Below are 15,436 nucleotides of genomic sequence, written 5' to 3' on the forward strand. Positions count from 1 at the left end.
CATTTCTCGTAACACTTGGTGTCACTTAAATTGGACGGGAATTATAGGGGGTTTTATTTGCTTTGTCAAGGGAGTTTACTTTAGATTCGCTTAAATTTGTTAATTTAGGTGAACTTTTTAATTTTACTTATTTTTTATTGGGTTTTGTATAATTTGTTTATTTTATTCTTTATATTAATCTTTCATTTACTTTTTTATACTATTATTTATTAGTCTAAATAAAGATGTTATTAAGACTAACATAATAAAATTACAAAATTAATATAATAAAATTAAAAAGGATATAAATATGTATAATAGAGATTATTTATCAAATAATTCTAATCAACATACTCAAGAGTCTTCTCAAGCACAAATGATGAGTTTTTTAAGAGCAACTTATCAATTGTTTGCAGGTTCTTTATTAGCTGCAACTGCAGGGGCATATATTGGACTAGAAATAGTTCAAATGTTAATGGGACCTGTTAAATGGATTTTATTTGCTGTTGAATTAGCATTAATTTTCTTTGTAATCCCAAGAACAAAACATATTCCAGGTGTTAACTTAGCTGTATTATTTGGATTTACGTTTATCACAGGATTAACTATAGCTCCTTTATTAGCTTCGATTTTTGCGATGGCTTCTGGTGCATCAATAGTTGGTCAAGCTTTTTTAATGACTTCAGTTGCTTTTGGTGGTATTTCAATGTTTGCTATGACTACTAAAAGAGATTTTTCTTCAATGGGAAAAATGCTATTCATTGCTTTAATAATAATGATTGTTGCAGGTATTTCAAATATCTTTATTCAATCTTCATTAATGCAATTAGGTATTGCTAGTGTTGGAGCTTTATTATTTTCTGCATTTATTTTATATGATACGCAACAAATAATCAAAGGTGGATATGATTCACCAATTGATGCTGCATTATCTTTATATTTAGATTTCCTTAATTTGTTTGTTTCATTATTACAAATTTTAGGAATCATGAATAGTAACGACGACTAAAACTAACTCCTCTTGGAGTTAGTTTCATATTATTATGGAATCAAATAAACTACGACTTATAGATGCAAATTTAAATAGACTACGAGAAGGTATTCGAGTAGTAGAAGATATATTTAGATATGTATATAATGATAAAGAAACTTCACTCAAATTGAAAAACTTACGACACCTAGCTAGACTAGATATTTACAATGAAATGCTAGAAACTAGAGATGTTGCAAATGATGTATTAAGAGAATCTATTAAAAGTGAACAAAATAGAAATGATTTATATTCAATATTGATTGCTAACTTTAAAAGAGCACAAGAAAGTTCTCGTGTACTTGAAGAATTTTGTAAACTAATATCTATTAAAGATAGTGAGACTTTTAAATATATTAGATATGAACTTTATACTTTAGAAACAGTTTTAACAAAAATCACTTCAAATTCTAAATAGTTTAAATTATATTCTTTATATAATTTTTTAGCATTTTTAAAATCTAAACTTCTACCTTCTCCACTTACTCCTGAATTTTTAATATAATCAAACAAATCTTTTTTATTATCAAACTCTAATTTATACATAATTGTTTCAAATTCACAATTAAAATAATGTGAGAATGCTTCTTTTATCTCTTTTTGGCTTAAAATTGGAGATTTTGTATTTGTTATATTTTGTATTGTTTTAAAAGTATTTGAGGTAAATAAAACTGCGTTAATTTCATTACTAATAAATGAAAGATTTTTTATAATTTTATCTAAATCTTTTGACCATTGTAAAGCTGAGGAAGAGAGTATTAAATCATATGAATCATTTTTAATTTCATTTAAAAAATCTTCAGAATCAAAATCATAGCATTTAACTACTATATTCCCATTCTTAGGATGTAATTCACACATTTTGGGAGAAAAATCTATTGCTTTATAAAAATCAATTTCCCATGTTATGTGATTAAAAACTTGACCTGAGCCACAACCTAATTCTAATATCTTTTTTGGATTTGTTTTAACATCTCTTACAAGTGATTTTGCAATGATTTGTTGAATTATATTATTGTTATTATATTCATTCGCATGCTTAGAAAATTCATTTTTTATTGACAATTTTACTCTTTATAATAGTCTTTATTTTTTAATGTATTTTATTTTAACTTTTTCTTAATAAGTTTTAGATAAAATATACCCCATTTTTCAAAAAGGAAATAGATTATGACATCTACACTTTTGGTAGTTCAATTTGTTTTAGCAATAATATTAACAATAGTAATCTTACTTCAAAAAAGTTCAAGCATTGGTCTTGGAGCTTACAGTGGAAGTAATGAATCATTATTTGGTGCTAAAGGACCAGGTAATTTCTTGACTAAAGCTACAATGGCATTAGGTTTAATTTTTATCATTAACACAGTAGTCTTAGGTTACATGTATAATGAAAAAAGAAATGCAAGTGCAATTGATAATGTTAAAACAGAAACATTAATTCCATCTACTCCAGTTGCTGCAACTGAACAATCAGCACCAGCGGCTCCAACAGCCCCTGCCGCACCTACTTCTGCACCAGTACCAACGGTACCAGCAGCTAAATAATTTTTTAGTAAGAAATATTTAATATTTCTTACTTCATTTTCAAAACTCATTTTTAAATATTCTCTAATTTAATACGTAATAAACAAAAGATTTCAAAGTTTAAAATGGTATAATACCGCCAAATTAAGTAAAAAGTCAGACTACTATAAAATTAAGTTAATTATTAATAAAACAAAGGAGAATTAATGTTAGAAGAGCTAAACGCTGAAACTAAAGATCATATGGAGAAATCTATAGAGGCTTTAAAAAGAGATTATAAAACACTAAGAACGGGGAAGGTTACTACTTCAGTTTTAGATGGTATAAAAATTGATTATTATGGAACTCCTACTGATTTAAATCAAGTTGGTTCTGTTTTAGCAGCAGATGCTACAACTATTGTAATAAATCCATGGGAAAAAAATCTTTTAGGTACTATAGAAAAAGCAATTCAAAATGCTAACATTGGTGTTAATCCAAATAATGATGGAGATTTAATTAAATTATTCTTTCCACCAATGACTGTTGATCAAAGAAAAATTAGTGCTAAAGGTGCTAAAGTTATGACTGATAATGCAAAAGTTGCTATTAGAAATATCAGAAAAGCTGCGAATGATAAGATCAAAGTTTTACATAAAGATAAAGAAATAAGTGACGATGAGAGCAAAAAAGCTCAAGATGAAATTCAAAAAATTACAGATTCTTATGTAGCAAAAGCAGATAGTACTTTTAAAGCAAAAGAACAAGAAATTTTAACGGTTTAATGATGAATATAGCTCAAATATATAAAGATGCAAATGCATTATTAGAAGGTCATTTTAAACTTAGTTCTGGGAATTTTTCTAAATTTTATTTACAATCTGCAAAAGTTTTAGAAGATCCTAAAACAGCTAAACTTTTAGCTGAAGCTCTAGCTGTTCAAATTAAAGAATCTGGTATAAAAGTTGATGCTGTTTGTTCACCTGCACTTGGTGGATTAATAGCTGGTTTTGCACTAGCAACTGCTCTTGATGTAAGATTTATTTTTGCAGAAAGAGTAGATGGACAAATGACAATTAGAAGAGGTTTTGAAGTACAAGAAGGTGAAAATTATATTATTTGTGAAGATATTATCACAACTGGTGGTTCAGCACTTGAAGCAGCAAAACAAGTAGAAAATGCAGGTGGAAATATTACTGCTTATGCAGCACTTGCAAACAGAGGTTTTTGTTCTAGAGTTGGAAGTGATTTACAAGCAAAAGAAAATTGTAAACTTCCTTTGGATAAACCACTTTTTGCATTAGAAGACTTTACTTTCCAAATGTATACTCCTGATGAATGTGATTTCAAAGATATTGCATATAAACCAGGATCAAGAGGAAACTAATTTATGGCAAGATGGAGAGATACTAAACATAATAAGAATAAGGAAAAGTCACCTATTTCTAAAGAAGAAACTATTCAAGTGGAATCTTCTTCTATCTCTTCACGCCTTAGAGCTTTTTTAACAGATACTTTTCTGATTACTACTCCTATACTTTATATTGTAATATATCTTATTATGGGTAGTGGTGAAGCATTTTCACAAAATAGAACAAAAGGATGGTTAATAATTCTTTTTGTTCATCTTTTACTAATCATATTCTTTTGGTTTGTTAAAAATCAAACTCCAGGACTTAAAGCTTATAGACTTAAGATTGTAGATGCTGTAAGTAAAAAAAGAATATCTTTAGTTCAATCACTTATAAGATACGCTGCTACACTATTTGCAGTTGTTTCATTTTTCTTAATATTTCTACCATTTATAAGAAAAGATAAAAAAACATTCCAGGATTTACTCTCTAATACTATTATTGTTCACGAATAATGTTATTTTTTAATCTATCAGCCTTTTACTTTTTCTATTTTGCTGCTGTTGGTGTATATGTAATTTTTATGCCAAAAGTCTTACATGATATTGGATATGATACATTTCAAATTGGTGTAGTTTTTGCACTAGCTCCCTTAATGAGGTTTGCTACTCCATTTTTATTTTTAAAACATATTGAATTAAATCTAACAGTTTTTAAAACTGCTCTTTTTTTATCTATTCTTACATCATCATTATTTTATTTTACTATTGATAACTTTTATGCTTTTACAATAAACAATGCAATTTTAGGTGTTTGTTTATCTCTTATCCTTCCATATTTAGATGTAACAGCAATAAAAAATCTAGGTAGTAACAAATATGGTAAATCAAGATTATTTGGTTCTATTGGCTTTATGGTTGTTTCATTAGTTCTTGCAAAGTTTTTAAGTGAACCTAAGATTGCGTTAAACTATTATTTATGTGCGAATATTTTAACTGTAGTATTTGCATTATTATTAGTAAAAAATGATGTAGCTCATGTAAAAAGTATAGAAGATGAAAGTTTTTCTTTTTTTAAATATTGGCCATTTTGGCTTAGTTTATTTTTTATGCAAATGAGTTTTGGAGGTTTTTACAACTTTTTCACTATTTATGAAACAGAACATGGAATAAGTTTAGAAATGGTTTCATATCTTTGGACTTTTGGAGTTATATGTGAAATAATAATGTTGTATTTTCAAGGTCCATTATTAAAAAGAAACTTACTAAACATCATCAAAGTTTGTGTAGGAATTACAATATTTAGATGGTTGATATTATACATATTTCCTGATTCTTTAACTATGACATTTATTGCACAAGGATTACATGCTTTTTCTTTTGCTTTATATCATAGCACTGTTATTATATTCTTATACACTCTTTATGATAATAAAAAACTAGCACAGCAGTTTATGTATGGAGTTGCTTATGGTTTAGGTGGTTTTATTGGTGCTTTAGTTGCTGGTTGGACTTATGGTGAATATATATTTGTTTATAGTGCAATTTTTGCCCTTATCTCTCTTATCTCATTATTTTTAGTTTAACTTTGTATTTCTTTACATACTGTTTTTTGATACAATAACAAAAATTATTTGGAGTACCTGTGTTATTTAATGAATTAAAAACAAAAAATTTAAATATTTGGAACGGCTATACAAAACATATATTTGCCAATAAACTTGTAAGTCAAACATTAAGTCAAAAGAGTTTTGATTATTATATTGCTCAAGATTACTATTATTTACTTATATATCTAGCAGCAATTGAGAAACTATCACAATTTCCCAATGCTTCACAATGTTTTGCTCCTATTGTTCAAGGGGTACAATTAGAATTAGAACATCATACAAAATCTGATAATACAGATGTAAACCCAAGTCTTGCAACAAAGAACTATACTAATTATCTAGAAAATCTTATAAACAATGGAACATATGAAGACTTACTAATAGCAATTGCTCCATGTCTTGTTGGTTATTATGAACTGGGTGTTTATATAAGTAGTTTAGAAGTTTGTGAAAATAATCGTTATGAAGATTGGATTAAATTATATCAAGATGATGACTATAAAAAGTCTAGTGATGCTTGTATTGAATTAGTAAATGAAATTAAAGATTATAACTTTGAGAAATTAAATGATATATTTTCTCAAGCTATAAAATTAGAAATTGCATTTTTTGACCAAGTGGTTGAATTTAATTAGTCAGTAATATTATAAATAATTTCAGTTTTTAATTTCTGTACTTTTATTTCACTTACACTTAAATTATCTATTTCTAGATTCATTAATTCTTCAATTGAATTTATATTGTTTCTAGAAATTGTATTTAAAATAATACCCCGATAGGCTTTTGCCCAATGACTAACAACTTTACCATTTTTTATAAATTTCATTGTTGTATATGGTTTATTTAACTTATAAAACTTTTCATAAAAACCTGCTCTTAAATCTAAAATATCTTCATCTTGTAGATATTCATCTAAAGCTTCTGTAAAATGTTCTTTATAAAAAAGTTCAACTGCTAAGCCATCTAACTTTTCACCCTGCTTTAATTTATAATCAGGAAGACCTGTATCTCCTGCAAGTATAGGACCAAAAAGGTTAGAGAAAATCACTACATTTTTATCAATATATAATTGCTCACTTGATGATAATTCTTCATATTTCAAATAATCATAAGCAACTCCATCATATCTTTGTATAACTTTTTTTGTATTTCTTGCAAAAATATCACTTGAATAATAATCAATAACATCTTGTTTTTTTGTACCGATTAATTTTGCTTTTTGTTCATTTGTAGCATTATTTATAAAAGATTGATATTTCTCAATAATTTCTAATCTGTATTTATATAAAGATGGAAAAATAAAACTTTTCTCATCAAATTTTATATCATTGCCATCTTTATATTTTGCTTCACTTGGTGAAAATAATATTTTCATTTTATTCCTTAATCCGTAAATATTCCATCAACATATAGCCATTTGCCTTTTACTTTTAAGAATCTACTATTTTCATTAAAAGATGCATCTAGTTTACCTTGTTTAAGTGTTGCTCTAAAGTTCACAAAACTCTCTTCTTTACCTTCAATAGTTTCATAAATTTCTAATTTTATAAAATCTGTATAATCGCTAAAGTTCCTAATATCTTTTTCCCAACTTTGAAGATTCAAAGTATAGTCTTGATTATCGGGATGCGTAGTTTCTATAATATAATCTGATTTATTTAAACTAAATGCACTAAATCTTGAACGCATCAGTTGTTCAGCAGTTTTTGGATTTGAACCATCATGAAATGGTTTACAACATTTTTTATACTTTATTAATGTTCCACAAGGACATTGTGAATTTGAAGATATTTTCAATATTGACCTCTTAAATATTTAAGAGATATTAACATAATTTGCGTAAAAAAACTAAGTAGACTTACGTCTACCTAGATTTATTATTTAGATTCTTTTGCTTTAGGGATTTTTGTACTTCTTTTTTCTTCAAGTTTTAAACTTGTTTTATTTTCCATTTTTTTTGCTTTTTTAACAGTTTTTTCACTTTTACTAACTGTTTTCTTAGATTTTGCAACTGTTTTATTTCCTGTAATGTTTGAAATAATAGCAGGACCAAAACCTTTTATATTTTGTAAATCTGAAGCTTTATTAATCTTATTAGTTTTTCTATACTTAATAATTTGCTCAGCTTTTACAGGACCAATACCCTTAATACTCATAAGTTCAGTTTTTGATGCTGTTTGTAGATTTATAGCAGCTAACATAAAAGAAACACCTAATAATAACATTACAACAATTTTTTTCATCTTCTACTCCTTAGAAATAATATAATTAGTTATATCATATTATATATAAATCATAAATTAAATTATTTATTGACTTTTTTCTTTATTTTTAATTTACAATATATATATTGTGAGTATTTAATAAGCTATCTTTTGTATAATTAGAATATCTTTTAAAAAAAAGAATACAAAAATTCACAAATAAAGGAAGTTAATGTTAAATCAAATACCTTTACAACTAATTTCAAATTTTATATCTATAATTTTAATTGGAATATTATTTTATAGATATTTACAATACAAAAAAAATATTGATGTAATAAAAGGACTTAAAAATTTAGAAGAAACCAATCAACTAAGCCAAGAAGATAAAGAATTTATTTTAAATAATGAAAATGAGTATAGATTACAACTTATTAAAACTCAGGGACTTATTAAATTTGCAAAACCATTCTTTATTTTTATTATTGGTTTAATTTTCATCTTTTTTCCATTACAAGATGCCCTAATCCATCTAAATGTAATTGTTGTAGCCTTTATTTTTATGCAAGTAGATAAAATTCATAAAACAAATTTATACAATCAATTATTTGAATTAAAGAAAGGTATATAAAACCTTTCCTTATTCATCTATTATATATTTAATAATTATGTAAGGATATTCTTAAACCATGACTACAGAAAAATTTGAAATAGAAATAAATACTTTAAAAAAGTTCTTTGAGCTTTATTGTAAAGATAAACATGATGATCAAATAGAAAAAGAAATCATTTTAAAATATAAAGATAAAGAATTTATGCTAAACCTTTCTCTTTGCCCTACTTGTTATGACTCAATCAATTACTCTTTTGAGCGATTAAAACAGTGTCAACACGAAATAAAACCAAGATGTAGAACTTGTCCAACACCTTGTTATGAAAAAATAAGATGGAAAAATGCTGCGAAAGTTATGAAATATTCAGCAATAAAATTAAGTCTATCTAAAGTCAAGAAAAGAATTAAAAGTATATTTTCTTAAGCAAAATAAAGTTTACCATTTAACTTCATTTTTACCTACTTCTTTTAAAATTTTATTTGCTTTTGAAAAATGTTTACAGCCAAAAAAACCTCTATAAGCAGACAAAGGACTTGGATGTACACCTTTTAAAATATAATGTTTTGAAGTATCAATAATCTTTTCTTTTTTTATAGCACTAGAACCCCATAATATAAAAATTATATCTTTAGCATTAGCAGATATGAACTTTATTAGATTATCTGTGAATATTTCCCAACCTAATTTATGATGAGATTTAGGTTTCCCTTCTTCAACTGTCAAAATTGCATTTATAAGCAATACACCATCTTTTGCCCATGGATTTAAATCTCCATCTTCACATAGAGATTTTTGACCTAAATCTTCTTCTATTTCTTTTAATATATTTCTCATAGAAGGTGGATTTTTAATATTTTTAGGAGTTGAAAAAGCTAAACCTTGGGCTTGACCTATTCCATGATATGGATCTTGTCCTAAAATTACTATTTTTAAGTTTTCAAAAGGTGTTAGATTAAAAGCATTAAAAATTCTATCTTTTGCGGGGAAAACTGTAGTTTTTAAATAAGCTTCATCAATTAGTGCCATTAAATTTTTATAATAATCTTTTTGTTCTTCTTCTTTAAAGAAATCTTGCCATGTCATTTCTGTCCTTTTTTGTAAATAAAAAAAGCTAAGGCTTTTAAACCTTAGCTTTTAATTTAAAATAGTTTTAATTTTTTATTATAAAACAGGAGATTTTATAATCATCATTTTTTCATTTGACATTTCTTCCATTACGTGAGGAACTCCACCAACACCTACACCACTCTCTTTTGCTCCACCAAATGGCATCCAGTCAACTCTAAATGCTGTATGGTCATTTACTACAACTGCTGTACCGTTTAATTCTCTTACTGCTTTTAAACAAGTATCAATATTTTTACTAAATACTGCTGCTTGGAAAGATACATTTAGAGAATTTGCTTTTGCAATAGCTTCGTCAATATCATTGTAAGTATAGATACAAACAACAGGTCCAAATATTTCTTTATTTGATACAATAGCATCATCAGATGGATTTAATAGTACAGTTGGTTCATAACAAGATTTTGAAATTCTTTTTCCACCTGTTAAAACTTTAGCACCTTTTTCTACTGCTTCATTAACCCATTCTTCAACTCTATTTACTTCATCATTATTAACTAATGGTCCAACTTCAGTTTTAGGATCTAATTGATCACCAACAACTAATTTAGATGCAGCATCAGCTAATTTACTAGCTACTTCATCACAAATTGATTCATGAACAAATACTCTTTGAACAGAAATACAAACTTGACCAGCATGGTAAAAACCACCTTTTGCTAAATCAGGAATCATTGCATCAATATCAGCATCAGCTGCTACAATAACAGGTGCTACTCCACCATGTTCTAATGCTACTCTAGTTCCTGGAGCAACTTTTGAATTTAAGTACCAACCAACATTAGCTGAACCAATGAATGTCAAGAATGAAGTTTTAGGAGAAGTTGCTAAATATTCACTTCCATGTCTATCACAAACAATACCTTGAGCCCAACCATCAGGAAGTCCAGCTTCTTTTAACATCTCAACAACTTTAAGTGCTGACATTGGAGTTTGAGTAGCAGGTCTGATAATAACAGGACAACCAACAGCAATTGCAGGAATAACTTGTCCAATTGCAAGATTCATTGGGTGATTAAATGCTGAAATAGCAATTGCAACACCAATAGGTTCTTTAAAAGTATAAGCAATTCTATGTGCTGAAGTTGGAGTTTGTCCCATTGGGATTTCTTTACCTTCATAAGCACCTAAGTGTTCAATTGCAAGTTTAACACTATTAATAGCTCTTAAAACTTCAACTTTAGAATCAACATAAGGTTTACCACCTTCACTTGCACAAAGAATAGTAAGCTCTTCAACTTGTGAAGACATAATCGTAACAAGTTTGTCTAAAATTTCTACTCTTTCGTGTCTTGGAATCCAGTTTTTTCTATCTAAAAAAGTTGCATGAGCTAAATCTAAAGCTGCTTCTACTTCTTCTTGTGTACTAAAAGGTACAGTACCAACTACTCTATCATCAAATGGTGATGTTACATCAATTGTATTCATTATATTTATTCCTTATTTTCTATATTTTCTATTTATACTAAACATTGTTTTTTTGCTAAAAGGTCATTTAGAATTGCATGATTTAATGAATAATCAACTGCTAAATCTATTATATGAACACCTTTGCTATTTACACATTTTTCTAATGTTTGCTCAAACTCTTCGCAAGATTCAGGTCTATATCCATTTGCTCCATAAGCTTGGGCATATTTTACAAAATCTGGGTTGTTTAAGTCAAGACCATATGTTTCAAATCCCATTCCTGTTTGTTTCCATTTTATCATTCCATAAGCGTTATCGTTTAAAATGATTACTGTTAAATCTATTCCTAATCTTACTGCTGTTTCAATTTCTTGTGAATTCATCATAAAACCACCATCACCACAAACTGCAACAACTTTTTTATCTGGATTTACCATTTTAGCAGCCATTCCTGAAGGAAGTCCTGCACCCATAGTTGCTAAGGCATTATCTAATAATAAAGTATTAGGTTGCGCACATCTATAATTTCTTGCAAACCAAATTTTATAAACACCATTATCTAAAGTTACAATATCTTCATCATCTAAGATAGTTCTGATAGTTCTTACTGCTCTTTGAGGAAGAATAGGGAACCTTGTATCTGCAAAGTATTTATTTAAATGTGTTTTAACTTCAATAATCATTTTTTTGTAATAATCAAATTCCCAATGATCTTGAGGTGAAAGTGCTGTATTTAAACTATTAATATTTGTTGCAATATCTCCTAAAACATCTAGTTGAGGGAAATATGTATCATCAACTTCTGAAGGTAAGAAATTAATATGAATAACTTTCGTTGCACCTTCATGATTATCCATAAAGAATGGTGGTTTTTCAATTACATCATGTCCAACATTGATAATCAAATCAGCTCGTTCAATTGCACAATGAATAAAATCATCTTGTGAAAGTGCCGCTGTACTTAAACAAAGTTTATGATTTTCATCAATTACACCTTTTCCCATTTGAGTTGAGAAGAAAGGAATTCCAGTATCATTTACAAAATCTGTAAGTGCACTTCCAATTCTTGTTCTATTTGCACCAGCTCCTATTAATAAAAGTGGCATTTTTGCTTTTTCAATCATTTTTACAGCATCAGCAATAGCAGTTTTTTCCGCTTTTGGATATCTAAATGTTCGAACTGGATAAATATTTAATTCAACTTCTTCAGCTGCAATATCTTCAGGTAATTCAATATGAACTGCTCCTGGTCTCTCAGTTGTTGCTATTTTAAATGCTTCTCTAACCATAGATGGAATATTGTTCCCATTTACAACTTGTTTTGCATATTTCGTCATTGGCTTCATCATACCAACAACATCTATAATTTGGAATCTACCTTGTTTTGATTTTTTGATTGGTTTTTGACCTGTAATCATCATCATCGGCATTCCACCCAATTGTGCATAAGCTGCACTTGTTGCGAAGTTTGTAGCTCCTGGGCCTAAAGTTGAAAGACAAACTCCTACTTTACCTGTTAATCGTCCATAAGTAGCTGCCATAAAACCTGCTGCTTGCTCATGCCTTGTTAAAATAAGTTTAATATCTGATTTTCTAAGTGCTTCTAAGAAATCAAGGTTTTCTTCACCTGGAATTCCAAAAATATACTCAACATTTTCATTTTCTAATGCTTTTATAAATAGTTCTGATGCATTCATATAATACTCCGATTTTGTTAATTTATTGATTTGTTGATAATCATACTCAATATCTATTAAAAAGTAGTTTAGATTATACTCTTTTCCCTGATATATATTATACTATTTGATTTATTTAATTTAAATATTAGCATAGCTGAATTTTCACATCTTTAATAATAATCAAATATAAAATTAGTGTAATACATTTATTTCACTAAATAAGCATTTATATTATGTTAAACATAATTTAACTACCATTGCTTCAATTAAACAAAAGGTTAAAAATGAAAAAAATTGCTATTTCCCTTGTGGTTATAATTGTATTACCACTTATGTATTTAATATTTTCAAACTATAATAATGTTCCAGAATTAGATGAAAATGTAAAAGAAAAATGGTCTCAGGTACAAAACCAATATAAAAGAAGAGCAGATTTAATTCCAAATCTTGTTTCTACTGTAAAAGGTTATGCAGCTCATGAAAAAGATACTTTTATTCAAGTTACTGAAGCTAGAAGTAAAGTTTCACAAATGAATATTAACGCTGATACTTTAAATAATCCAGCAGCAATGCAACAATTTTCACAAGCACAAGCAGGACTTTCAAGTGCTTTATCAAAATTGATGGTAGTTGTTGAAAAATATCCCGAATTAAAAGCAAATGCTAATTTTATGGCTTTACAATCACAACTTGAAGGTACTGAAAATAGAATTACAGTTGCAAGAAAAGATTTTATTACTGCTGTTAAAAAATATAATCTTGAACTTCGTACAATGCCTGGAAAACTTGTAGCTGCTATTGTTCATCCAAGTGCAAGTGTAAAAGAAACATTTACAGCTACACAAGCTGAACAAGAAGCTCCAAAAGTTCAGTTTTAGTTATGTATATAAATGAAGCAGATAAACAAGCTATTTCTAAGTCAATTGAACTTTTAGAGTCTAAAAGTTCTGCTGAATTAGTTGCAGTTGTTACTAAAAAAAGTGCTACATATAAATATGAATCATCTGTAATAAGTATAATTATGGTTTGTTTTATCTCTTTAATTTGTTTATATTTTGATATTTCAACTCTATTTTTAATGCAAATTCAAATACTTTTATTTTTAGTCTTACATTTTATTTTTGATAAGTTTGAAAGTTTAGTTTTATTTTTACTTCCAAGTTTTTATAAAAAGAGTATAGCAAGTAAATATGCAAATATACAATTTGCAAACCTAAAATTAAATAGAACAAAAACAAAACACGCTTTAATGTTTTTTGTAAGTATTGATGAAAAATATGTTGAAATAATTACAGATGAAAATATATCAGTAAATATATCTAATGACTATTGGCAAGAAATAGTAGATGAGTTTATAAAAGATGTTAAAAATGGCGATTTATCAGGTGGTTACTTAAAAGCTATTAACACTTGCAGTATTTATTTGATAAAAGAGTTTCCAATAAAAGATGATGATGAAAATGAACTTCCAAATGAAGTAATTGAGTTGATATAAAATGAAAAAAATATTAATAGTAATTTTTTTACTTTCAAGTTTTGTATTTTCATCTTTTGCCAATATTACAGATTCATTTCCACAACTTACGGGAAGAGTTGTAGATAATGCAAATCTTTTATCTCAAAGTCAAAAAGATTCTTTAACACAGATTCTAAAAGCTCATGAAGAAAAAACATCAAACCAAATTGTAGTACTTACTCTTAAGTCATTAGATGGTTATGAAATTGCTGATTATTCATATCAATTAGGAAGATACTGGCAAATTGGTCAAAAAGACAAAAATAATGGTGTATTACTTGTAATTGCCCTAAATGATAAAAAGCTTCGTATTGAAGTTGGTTATGGTTTAGAAGGTGCATTAACTGATAAAATTTCTTTTGAGATTATAGAATACACTCTAAAGCCAAAGTTTAGAAGTGGTCAATATTATGAGGGAATACAAAGTGCAGTTAACAAAATAATACAGGCTATAAATGGTGAATATAAAAATGATAAGAAAGTAACAAAAAGTAACAATAGTGAAGAGTTTATTCCTTTGATATTCTTTGCTCTTATATTTCTATCTATTTTAGGAAATGGAGTTGCTAGAACATTAAGAAAACAAGCATTATATAAAGCAACTAAATCATCAATTCCTTCATCATTTTTTGGATTTTTTGTTTATATAATGGGTTCTGCTTTTACTTCATATAGTATTATCCTTGCATTAATTATATTTGTTGTAGTTTTTGTATTTAACTTTATAAATACTAGAAATGTAGATTTTGATAAATTAAAAAGTATTAAAAGAAATTCTTCAAATAAATCTCACTCAGGATTTGGCGGATTTTCCAGTGGTGGCGGTTTTAGCTCTGGAGGTGGTGGATTCTCTGGTGGTGGCGGTGGATTTGGCGGCGGTGGTGCAAGTGGGGGCTGGTAGCCCTACTTGCAATCATTTTTATTAAGTAAAATAAATAAGACATTTTCTTCATCTTCATTATAATAATCTACTCTAACAATTCCACTTTTATTCAAAAATATTCTAACTAAATTAGATTTACACATATTTGTAACTTCACTTTTCTTCATTAAATTATAGAAACTTTGTTTTTCATAAAGTTCAGAAGTTAAATAAGGTCTAAAATCTTTTGCTACTTTTTCATTCTCAGGTATAAAATATTTCCTTAATCCATATGTTTTACCTTCAAAAAATGTTTCTTTTGCGACTGTAATTTCATCTAATCTTATTGGTAATTGCTTATTAATCATTTTTGCTAATACCTCTGCCATTTGTTCTGTATTTAACTTAGAAAAGCCTTTTTCTAAATTATTTGCATTTAAAAGAGTAGTTAAAATAAAAATACAAACTAAAATTCTCATATTCATTCCTTTGTGAAGCTTATTATAAAATAAATAATATTAATTATTACTCATTTGACAAGTTTATTTGAATA

Annotated in this window: 20 protein-coding genes and 1 pseudogene; 13 read left to right on the plus strand and 8 right to left on the minus strand. The window is 27.4% G+C overall.

Going from position 1 to position 15,436, the window contains the following annotated elements:
• Positions 1-289: 289 nt before the first annotated feature.
• Entirely contained in the window at positions 290-988 is a 699-nt protein-coding gene (locus tag D9T19_RS11515) for a Bax inhibitor-1/YccA family protein (RefSeq protein ID WP_121628387.1), read from the plus strand.
• Between the two features lie 34 nt (positions 989-1,022).
• Positions 1,023-1,427, plus strand: a complete 405-nt coding sequence (locus D9T19_RS11520; protein WP_121628388.1) for a thiamine-phosphate pyrophosphorylase — start codon at positions 1,023-1,025, stop codon at positions 1,425-1,427.
• On the opposite strand, the gene D9T19_RS11525 is transcribed toward D9T19_RS11520, so the two are convergent.
• Positions 1,379-2,074 (minus strand): methyltransferase, encoded by a 696-nt coding sequence (locus D9T19_RS11525; protein WP_121628389.1) that lies wholly within the window; start codon positions 2,072-2,074, stop codon positions 1,379-1,381. The two genes, D9T19_RS11520 and D9T19_RS11525, sit on opposite strands and share 49 nt — an antisense overlap.
• A 105-nt stretch (positions 2,075-2,179) precedes the next feature.
• On the opposite strand from D9T19_RS11525, the gene secG reads away from it, so the two are divergent.
• The 6 genes from secG to D9T19_RS11555 all read left to right on the plus strand — a co-directional run bounded on the left by secG (position 2,180) and on the right by D9T19_RS11555 (position 6,108).
• Complete coding sequence (gene secG, locus D9T19_RS11530) at positions 2,180-2,554, plus strand: preprotein translocase subunit SecG (protein WP_121628390.1); 375 nt, start codon at positions 2,180-2,182, stop codon at positions 2,552-2,554.
• A gap of 185 nt (positions 2,555-2,739) precedes the next feature.
• The gene (frr, locus tag D9T19_RS11535) at positions 2,740-3,297 is read left to right on the plus strand and encodes a ribosome recycling factor (RefSeq protein WP_121628391.1); all 558 of its coding nucleotides are present in this window, start codon (positions 2,740-2,742) and stop codon (positions 3,295-3,297) included.
• Between the two features lie 2 nt (positions 3,298-3,299).
• The gene (pyrE, locus tag D9T19_RS11540) at positions 3,300-3,899 is read left to right on the plus strand and encodes an orotate phosphoribosyltransferase (protein WP_121628392.1); all 600 of its coding nucleotides are present in this window, start codon (positions 3,300-3,302) and stop codon (positions 3,897-3,899) included.
• Between the two features lie 3 nt (positions 3,900-3,902).
• Positions 3,903-4,379, plus strand: coding sequence for an RDD family protein (locus tag D9T19_RS11545; RefSeq protein ID WP_121628393.1), 477 nt, complete (start codon positions 3,903-3,905; stop codon positions 4,377-4,379).
• Positions 4,379-5,449 (plus strand): MFS transporter, encoded by a 1,071-nt coding sequence (locus tag D9T19_RS11550; protein WP_121628394.1) that lies wholly within the window; start codon positions 4,379-4,381, stop codon positions 5,447-5,449. Before D9T19_RS11545 ends, D9T19_RS11550 begins: the two co-directional genes overlap by 1 nt.
• A gap of 59 nt (positions 5,450-5,508) precedes the next feature.
• Positions 5,509-6,108: a thiaminase II/PqqC family protein gene (locus D9T19_RS11555; RefSeq protein ID WP_121628395.1), complete on the plus strand. Its 600-nt coding sequence runs from the start codon at positions 5,509-5,511 to the stop codon at positions 6,106-6,108.
• On the opposite strand, the gene D9T19_RS11560 is transcribed toward D9T19_RS11555, so the two are convergent.
• The 3 genes from D9T19_RS11560 to D9T19_RS11570 form a co-directional block, all read right to left on the minus strand.
• A complete protein-coding gene (locus D9T19_RS11560; protein WP_121628396.1) occupies positions 6,105-6,848 on the minus strand; it encodes a YaaA family protein in 744 nt (247 codons plus the stop codon). The two genes, D9T19_RS11555 and D9T19_RS11560, sit on opposite strands and share 4 nt — an antisense overlap.
• Positions 6,849-6,856: 8 nt before the next feature.
• On the minus strand, positions 6,857-7,270 hold the full coding sequence (locus D9T19_RS11565; protein WP_121628397.1) for a YchJ family protein: 414 nt from the start codon (positions 7,268-7,270) through the stop codon (positions 6,857-6,859).
• Between the two features lie 80 nt (positions 7,271-7,350).
• On the minus strand, positions 7,351-7,716 hold the full coding sequence (locus D9T19_RS11570) for a ComEA family DNA-binding protein (RefSeq protein WP_121628398.1): 366 nt from the start codon (positions 7,714-7,716) through the stop codon (positions 7,351-7,353).
• Positions 7,717-7,909: 193 nt separating this feature from the next.
• Here D9T19_RS11570 and D9T19_RS11575 point away from each other — a divergent pair, with 193 nt between their 5' ends.
• Positions 7,910-8,308: a hypothetical protein gene (locus D9T19_RS11575; protein WP_121628399.1), complete on the plus strand. Its 399-nt coding sequence runs from the start codon at positions 7,910-7,912 to the stop codon at positions 8,306-8,308.
• 58 nt (positions 8,309-8,366) lie between these two features.
• A complete protein-coding gene (locus D9T19_RS11580) occupies positions 8,367-8,714 on the plus strand; it encodes a nitrous oxide-stimulated promoter family protein (protein ID WP_121628400.1) in 348 nt (115 codons plus the stop codon).
• A 12-nt stretch (positions 8,715-8,726) separates the two neighbouring features.
• On the opposite strand, the pseudogene ung reads toward D9T19_RS11580, so the two are convergent.
• From ung to D9T19_RS11595, 3 genes and pseudogenes are all read right to left on the minus strand, one after another.
• Positions 8,727-9,383 (minus strand): annotated as a pseudogene (gene ung, locus D9T19_RS11585) (uracil-DNA glycosylase); the annotation flags it as partial.
• A 69-nt stretch (positions 9,384-9,452) separates the two neighbouring features.
• On the minus strand, positions 9,453-10,844 hold the full coding sequence (locus D9T19_RS11590; protein ID WP_121628402.1) for an aldehyde dehydrogenase family protein: 1,392 nt from the start codon (positions 10,842-10,844) through the stop codon (positions 9,453-9,455).
• Between the two features lie 32 nt (positions 10,845-10,876).
• The gene (locus tag D9T19_RS11595) at positions 10,877-12,523 is read right to left on the minus strand and encodes an acetolactate synthase large subunit (RefSeq protein WP_121628403.1); all 1,647 of its coding nucleotides are present in this window, start codon (positions 12,521-12,523) and stop codon (positions 10,877-10,879) included.
• Positions 12,524-12,789: 266 nt separating this feature from the next.
• On the opposite strand from D9T19_RS11595, the gene D9T19_RS11600 reads away from it, so the two are divergent.
• From D9T19_RS11600 to D9T19_RS11610, 3 genes are read left to right on the plus strand one after another with little or no spacing between them, the layout of a single operon-like run.
• Entirely contained in the window at positions 12,790-13,383 is a 594-nt protein-coding gene (locus D9T19_RS11600) for a LemA family protein (protein WP_121628404.1), read from the plus strand.
• A gap of 2 nt (positions 13,384-13,385) precedes the next feature.
• Positions 13,386-14,000: a TPM domain-containing protein gene (locus tag D9T19_RS11605; RefSeq protein WP_121628405.1), complete on the plus strand. Its 615-nt coding sequence runs from the start codon at positions 13,386-13,388 to the stop codon at positions 13,998-14,000.
• Position 14,001: 1 nt separating this feature from the next.
• Positions 14,002-14,922: a TPM domain-containing protein gene (locus D9T19_RS11610; protein ID WP_121628406.1), complete on the plus strand. Its 921-nt coding sequence runs from the start codon at positions 14,002-14,004 to the stop codon at positions 14,920-14,922.
• Positions 14,923-14,924: 2 nt separating this feature from the next.
• On the opposite strand, the gene D9T19_RS11615 is transcribed toward D9T19_RS11610, so the two are convergent.
• Positions 14,925-15,362, minus strand: a complete 438-nt coding sequence (locus D9T19_RS11615; protein WP_121628407.1) for a hypothetical protein — start codon at positions 15,360-15,362, stop codon at positions 14,925-14,927.
• Positions 15,363-15,436: the final 74 nt, after the last annotated feature.

This window comes from Poseidonibacter antarcticus, assembly GCF_003667345.1.
Classification (GTDB): domain Bacteria; phylum Campylobacterota; class Campylobacteria; order Campylobacterales; family Arcobacteraceae; genus Poseidonibacter; species Poseidonibacter antarcticus.

What these genes read in the sequence shown, in the direction of transcription:
- D9T19_RS11515 (WP_121628387.1), top strand. Translation starts at nt 290, where the DNA reads ATGTATAATAGAGATTATTTATCAAATAATTCTAATCAACATACTCAA.
- D9T19_RS11520 (WP_121628388.1), top strand. Translation starts at nt 1,023, where the DNA reads ATGGAATCAAATAAACTACGACTTATAGATGCAAATTTAAATAGACTA.
- secG (WP_121628390.1), top strand. Translation starts at nt 2,180, where the DNA reads ATGACATCTACACTTTTGGTAGTTCAATTTGTTTTAGCAATAATATTA.
- frr (WP_121628391.1), top strand. Translation starts at nt 2,740, where the DNA reads ATGTTAGAAGAGCTAAACGCTGAAACTAAAGATCATATGGAGAAATCT.
- pyrE (WP_121628392.1), top strand. Translation starts at nt 3,300, where the DNA reads ATGAATATAGCTCAAATATATAAAGATGCAAATGCATTATTAGAAGGT.
- D9T19_RS11545 (WP_121628393.1), top strand. Translation starts at nt 3,903, where the DNA reads ATGGCAAGATGGAGAGATACTAAACATAATAAGAATAAGGAAAAGTCA.
- D9T19_RS11550 (WP_121628394.1), top strand. Translation starts at nt 4,379, where the DNA reads ATGTTATTTTTTAATCTATCAGCCTTTTACTTTTTCTATTTTGCTGCT.
- D9T19_RS11560 (WP_121628396.1), bottom strand. Translation starts at nt 6,848, where the DNA reads ATGAAAATATTATTTTCACCAAGTGAAGCAAAATATAAAGATGGCAAT.
- D9T19_RS11570 (WP_121628398.1), bottom strand. Translation starts at nt 7,716, where the DNA reads ATGAAAAAAATTGTTGTAATGTTATTATTAGGTGTTTCTTTTATGTTA.
- D9T19_RS11575 (WP_121628399.1), top strand. Translation starts at nt 7,910, where the DNA reads ATGTTAAATCAAATACCTTTACAACTAATTTCAAATTTTATATCTATA.
- D9T19_RS11580 (WP_121628400.1), top strand. Translation starts at nt 8,367, where the DNA reads ATGACTACAGAAAAATTTGAAATAGAAATAAATACTTTAAAAAAGTTC.
- D9T19_RS11590 (WP_121628402.1), bottom strand. Translation starts at nt 10,844, where the DNA reads ATGAATACAATTGATGTAACATCACCATTTGATGATAGAGTAGTTGGT.
- D9T19_RS11595 (WP_121628403.1), bottom strand. Translation starts at nt 12,523, where the DNA reads ATGAATGCATCAGAACTATTTATAAAAGCATTAGAAAATGAAAATGTT.
- D9T19_RS11600 (WP_121628404.1), top strand. Translation starts at nt 12,790, where the DNA reads ATGAAAAAAATTGCTATTTCCCTTGTGGTTATAATTGTATTACCACTT.
- D9T19_RS11605 (WP_121628405.1), top strand. Translation starts at nt 13,386, where the DNA reads ATGTATATAAATGAAGCAGATAAACAAGCTATTTCTAAGTCAATTGAA.
- D9T19_RS11610 (WP_121628406.1), top strand. Translation starts at nt 14,002, where the DNA reads ATGAAAAAAATATTAATAGTAATTTTTTTACTTTCAAGTTTTGTATTT.
- D9T19_RS11615 (WP_121628407.1), bottom strand. Translation starts at nt 15,362, where the DNA reads ATGAGAATTTTAGTTTGTATTTTTATTTTAACTACTCTTTTAAATGCA.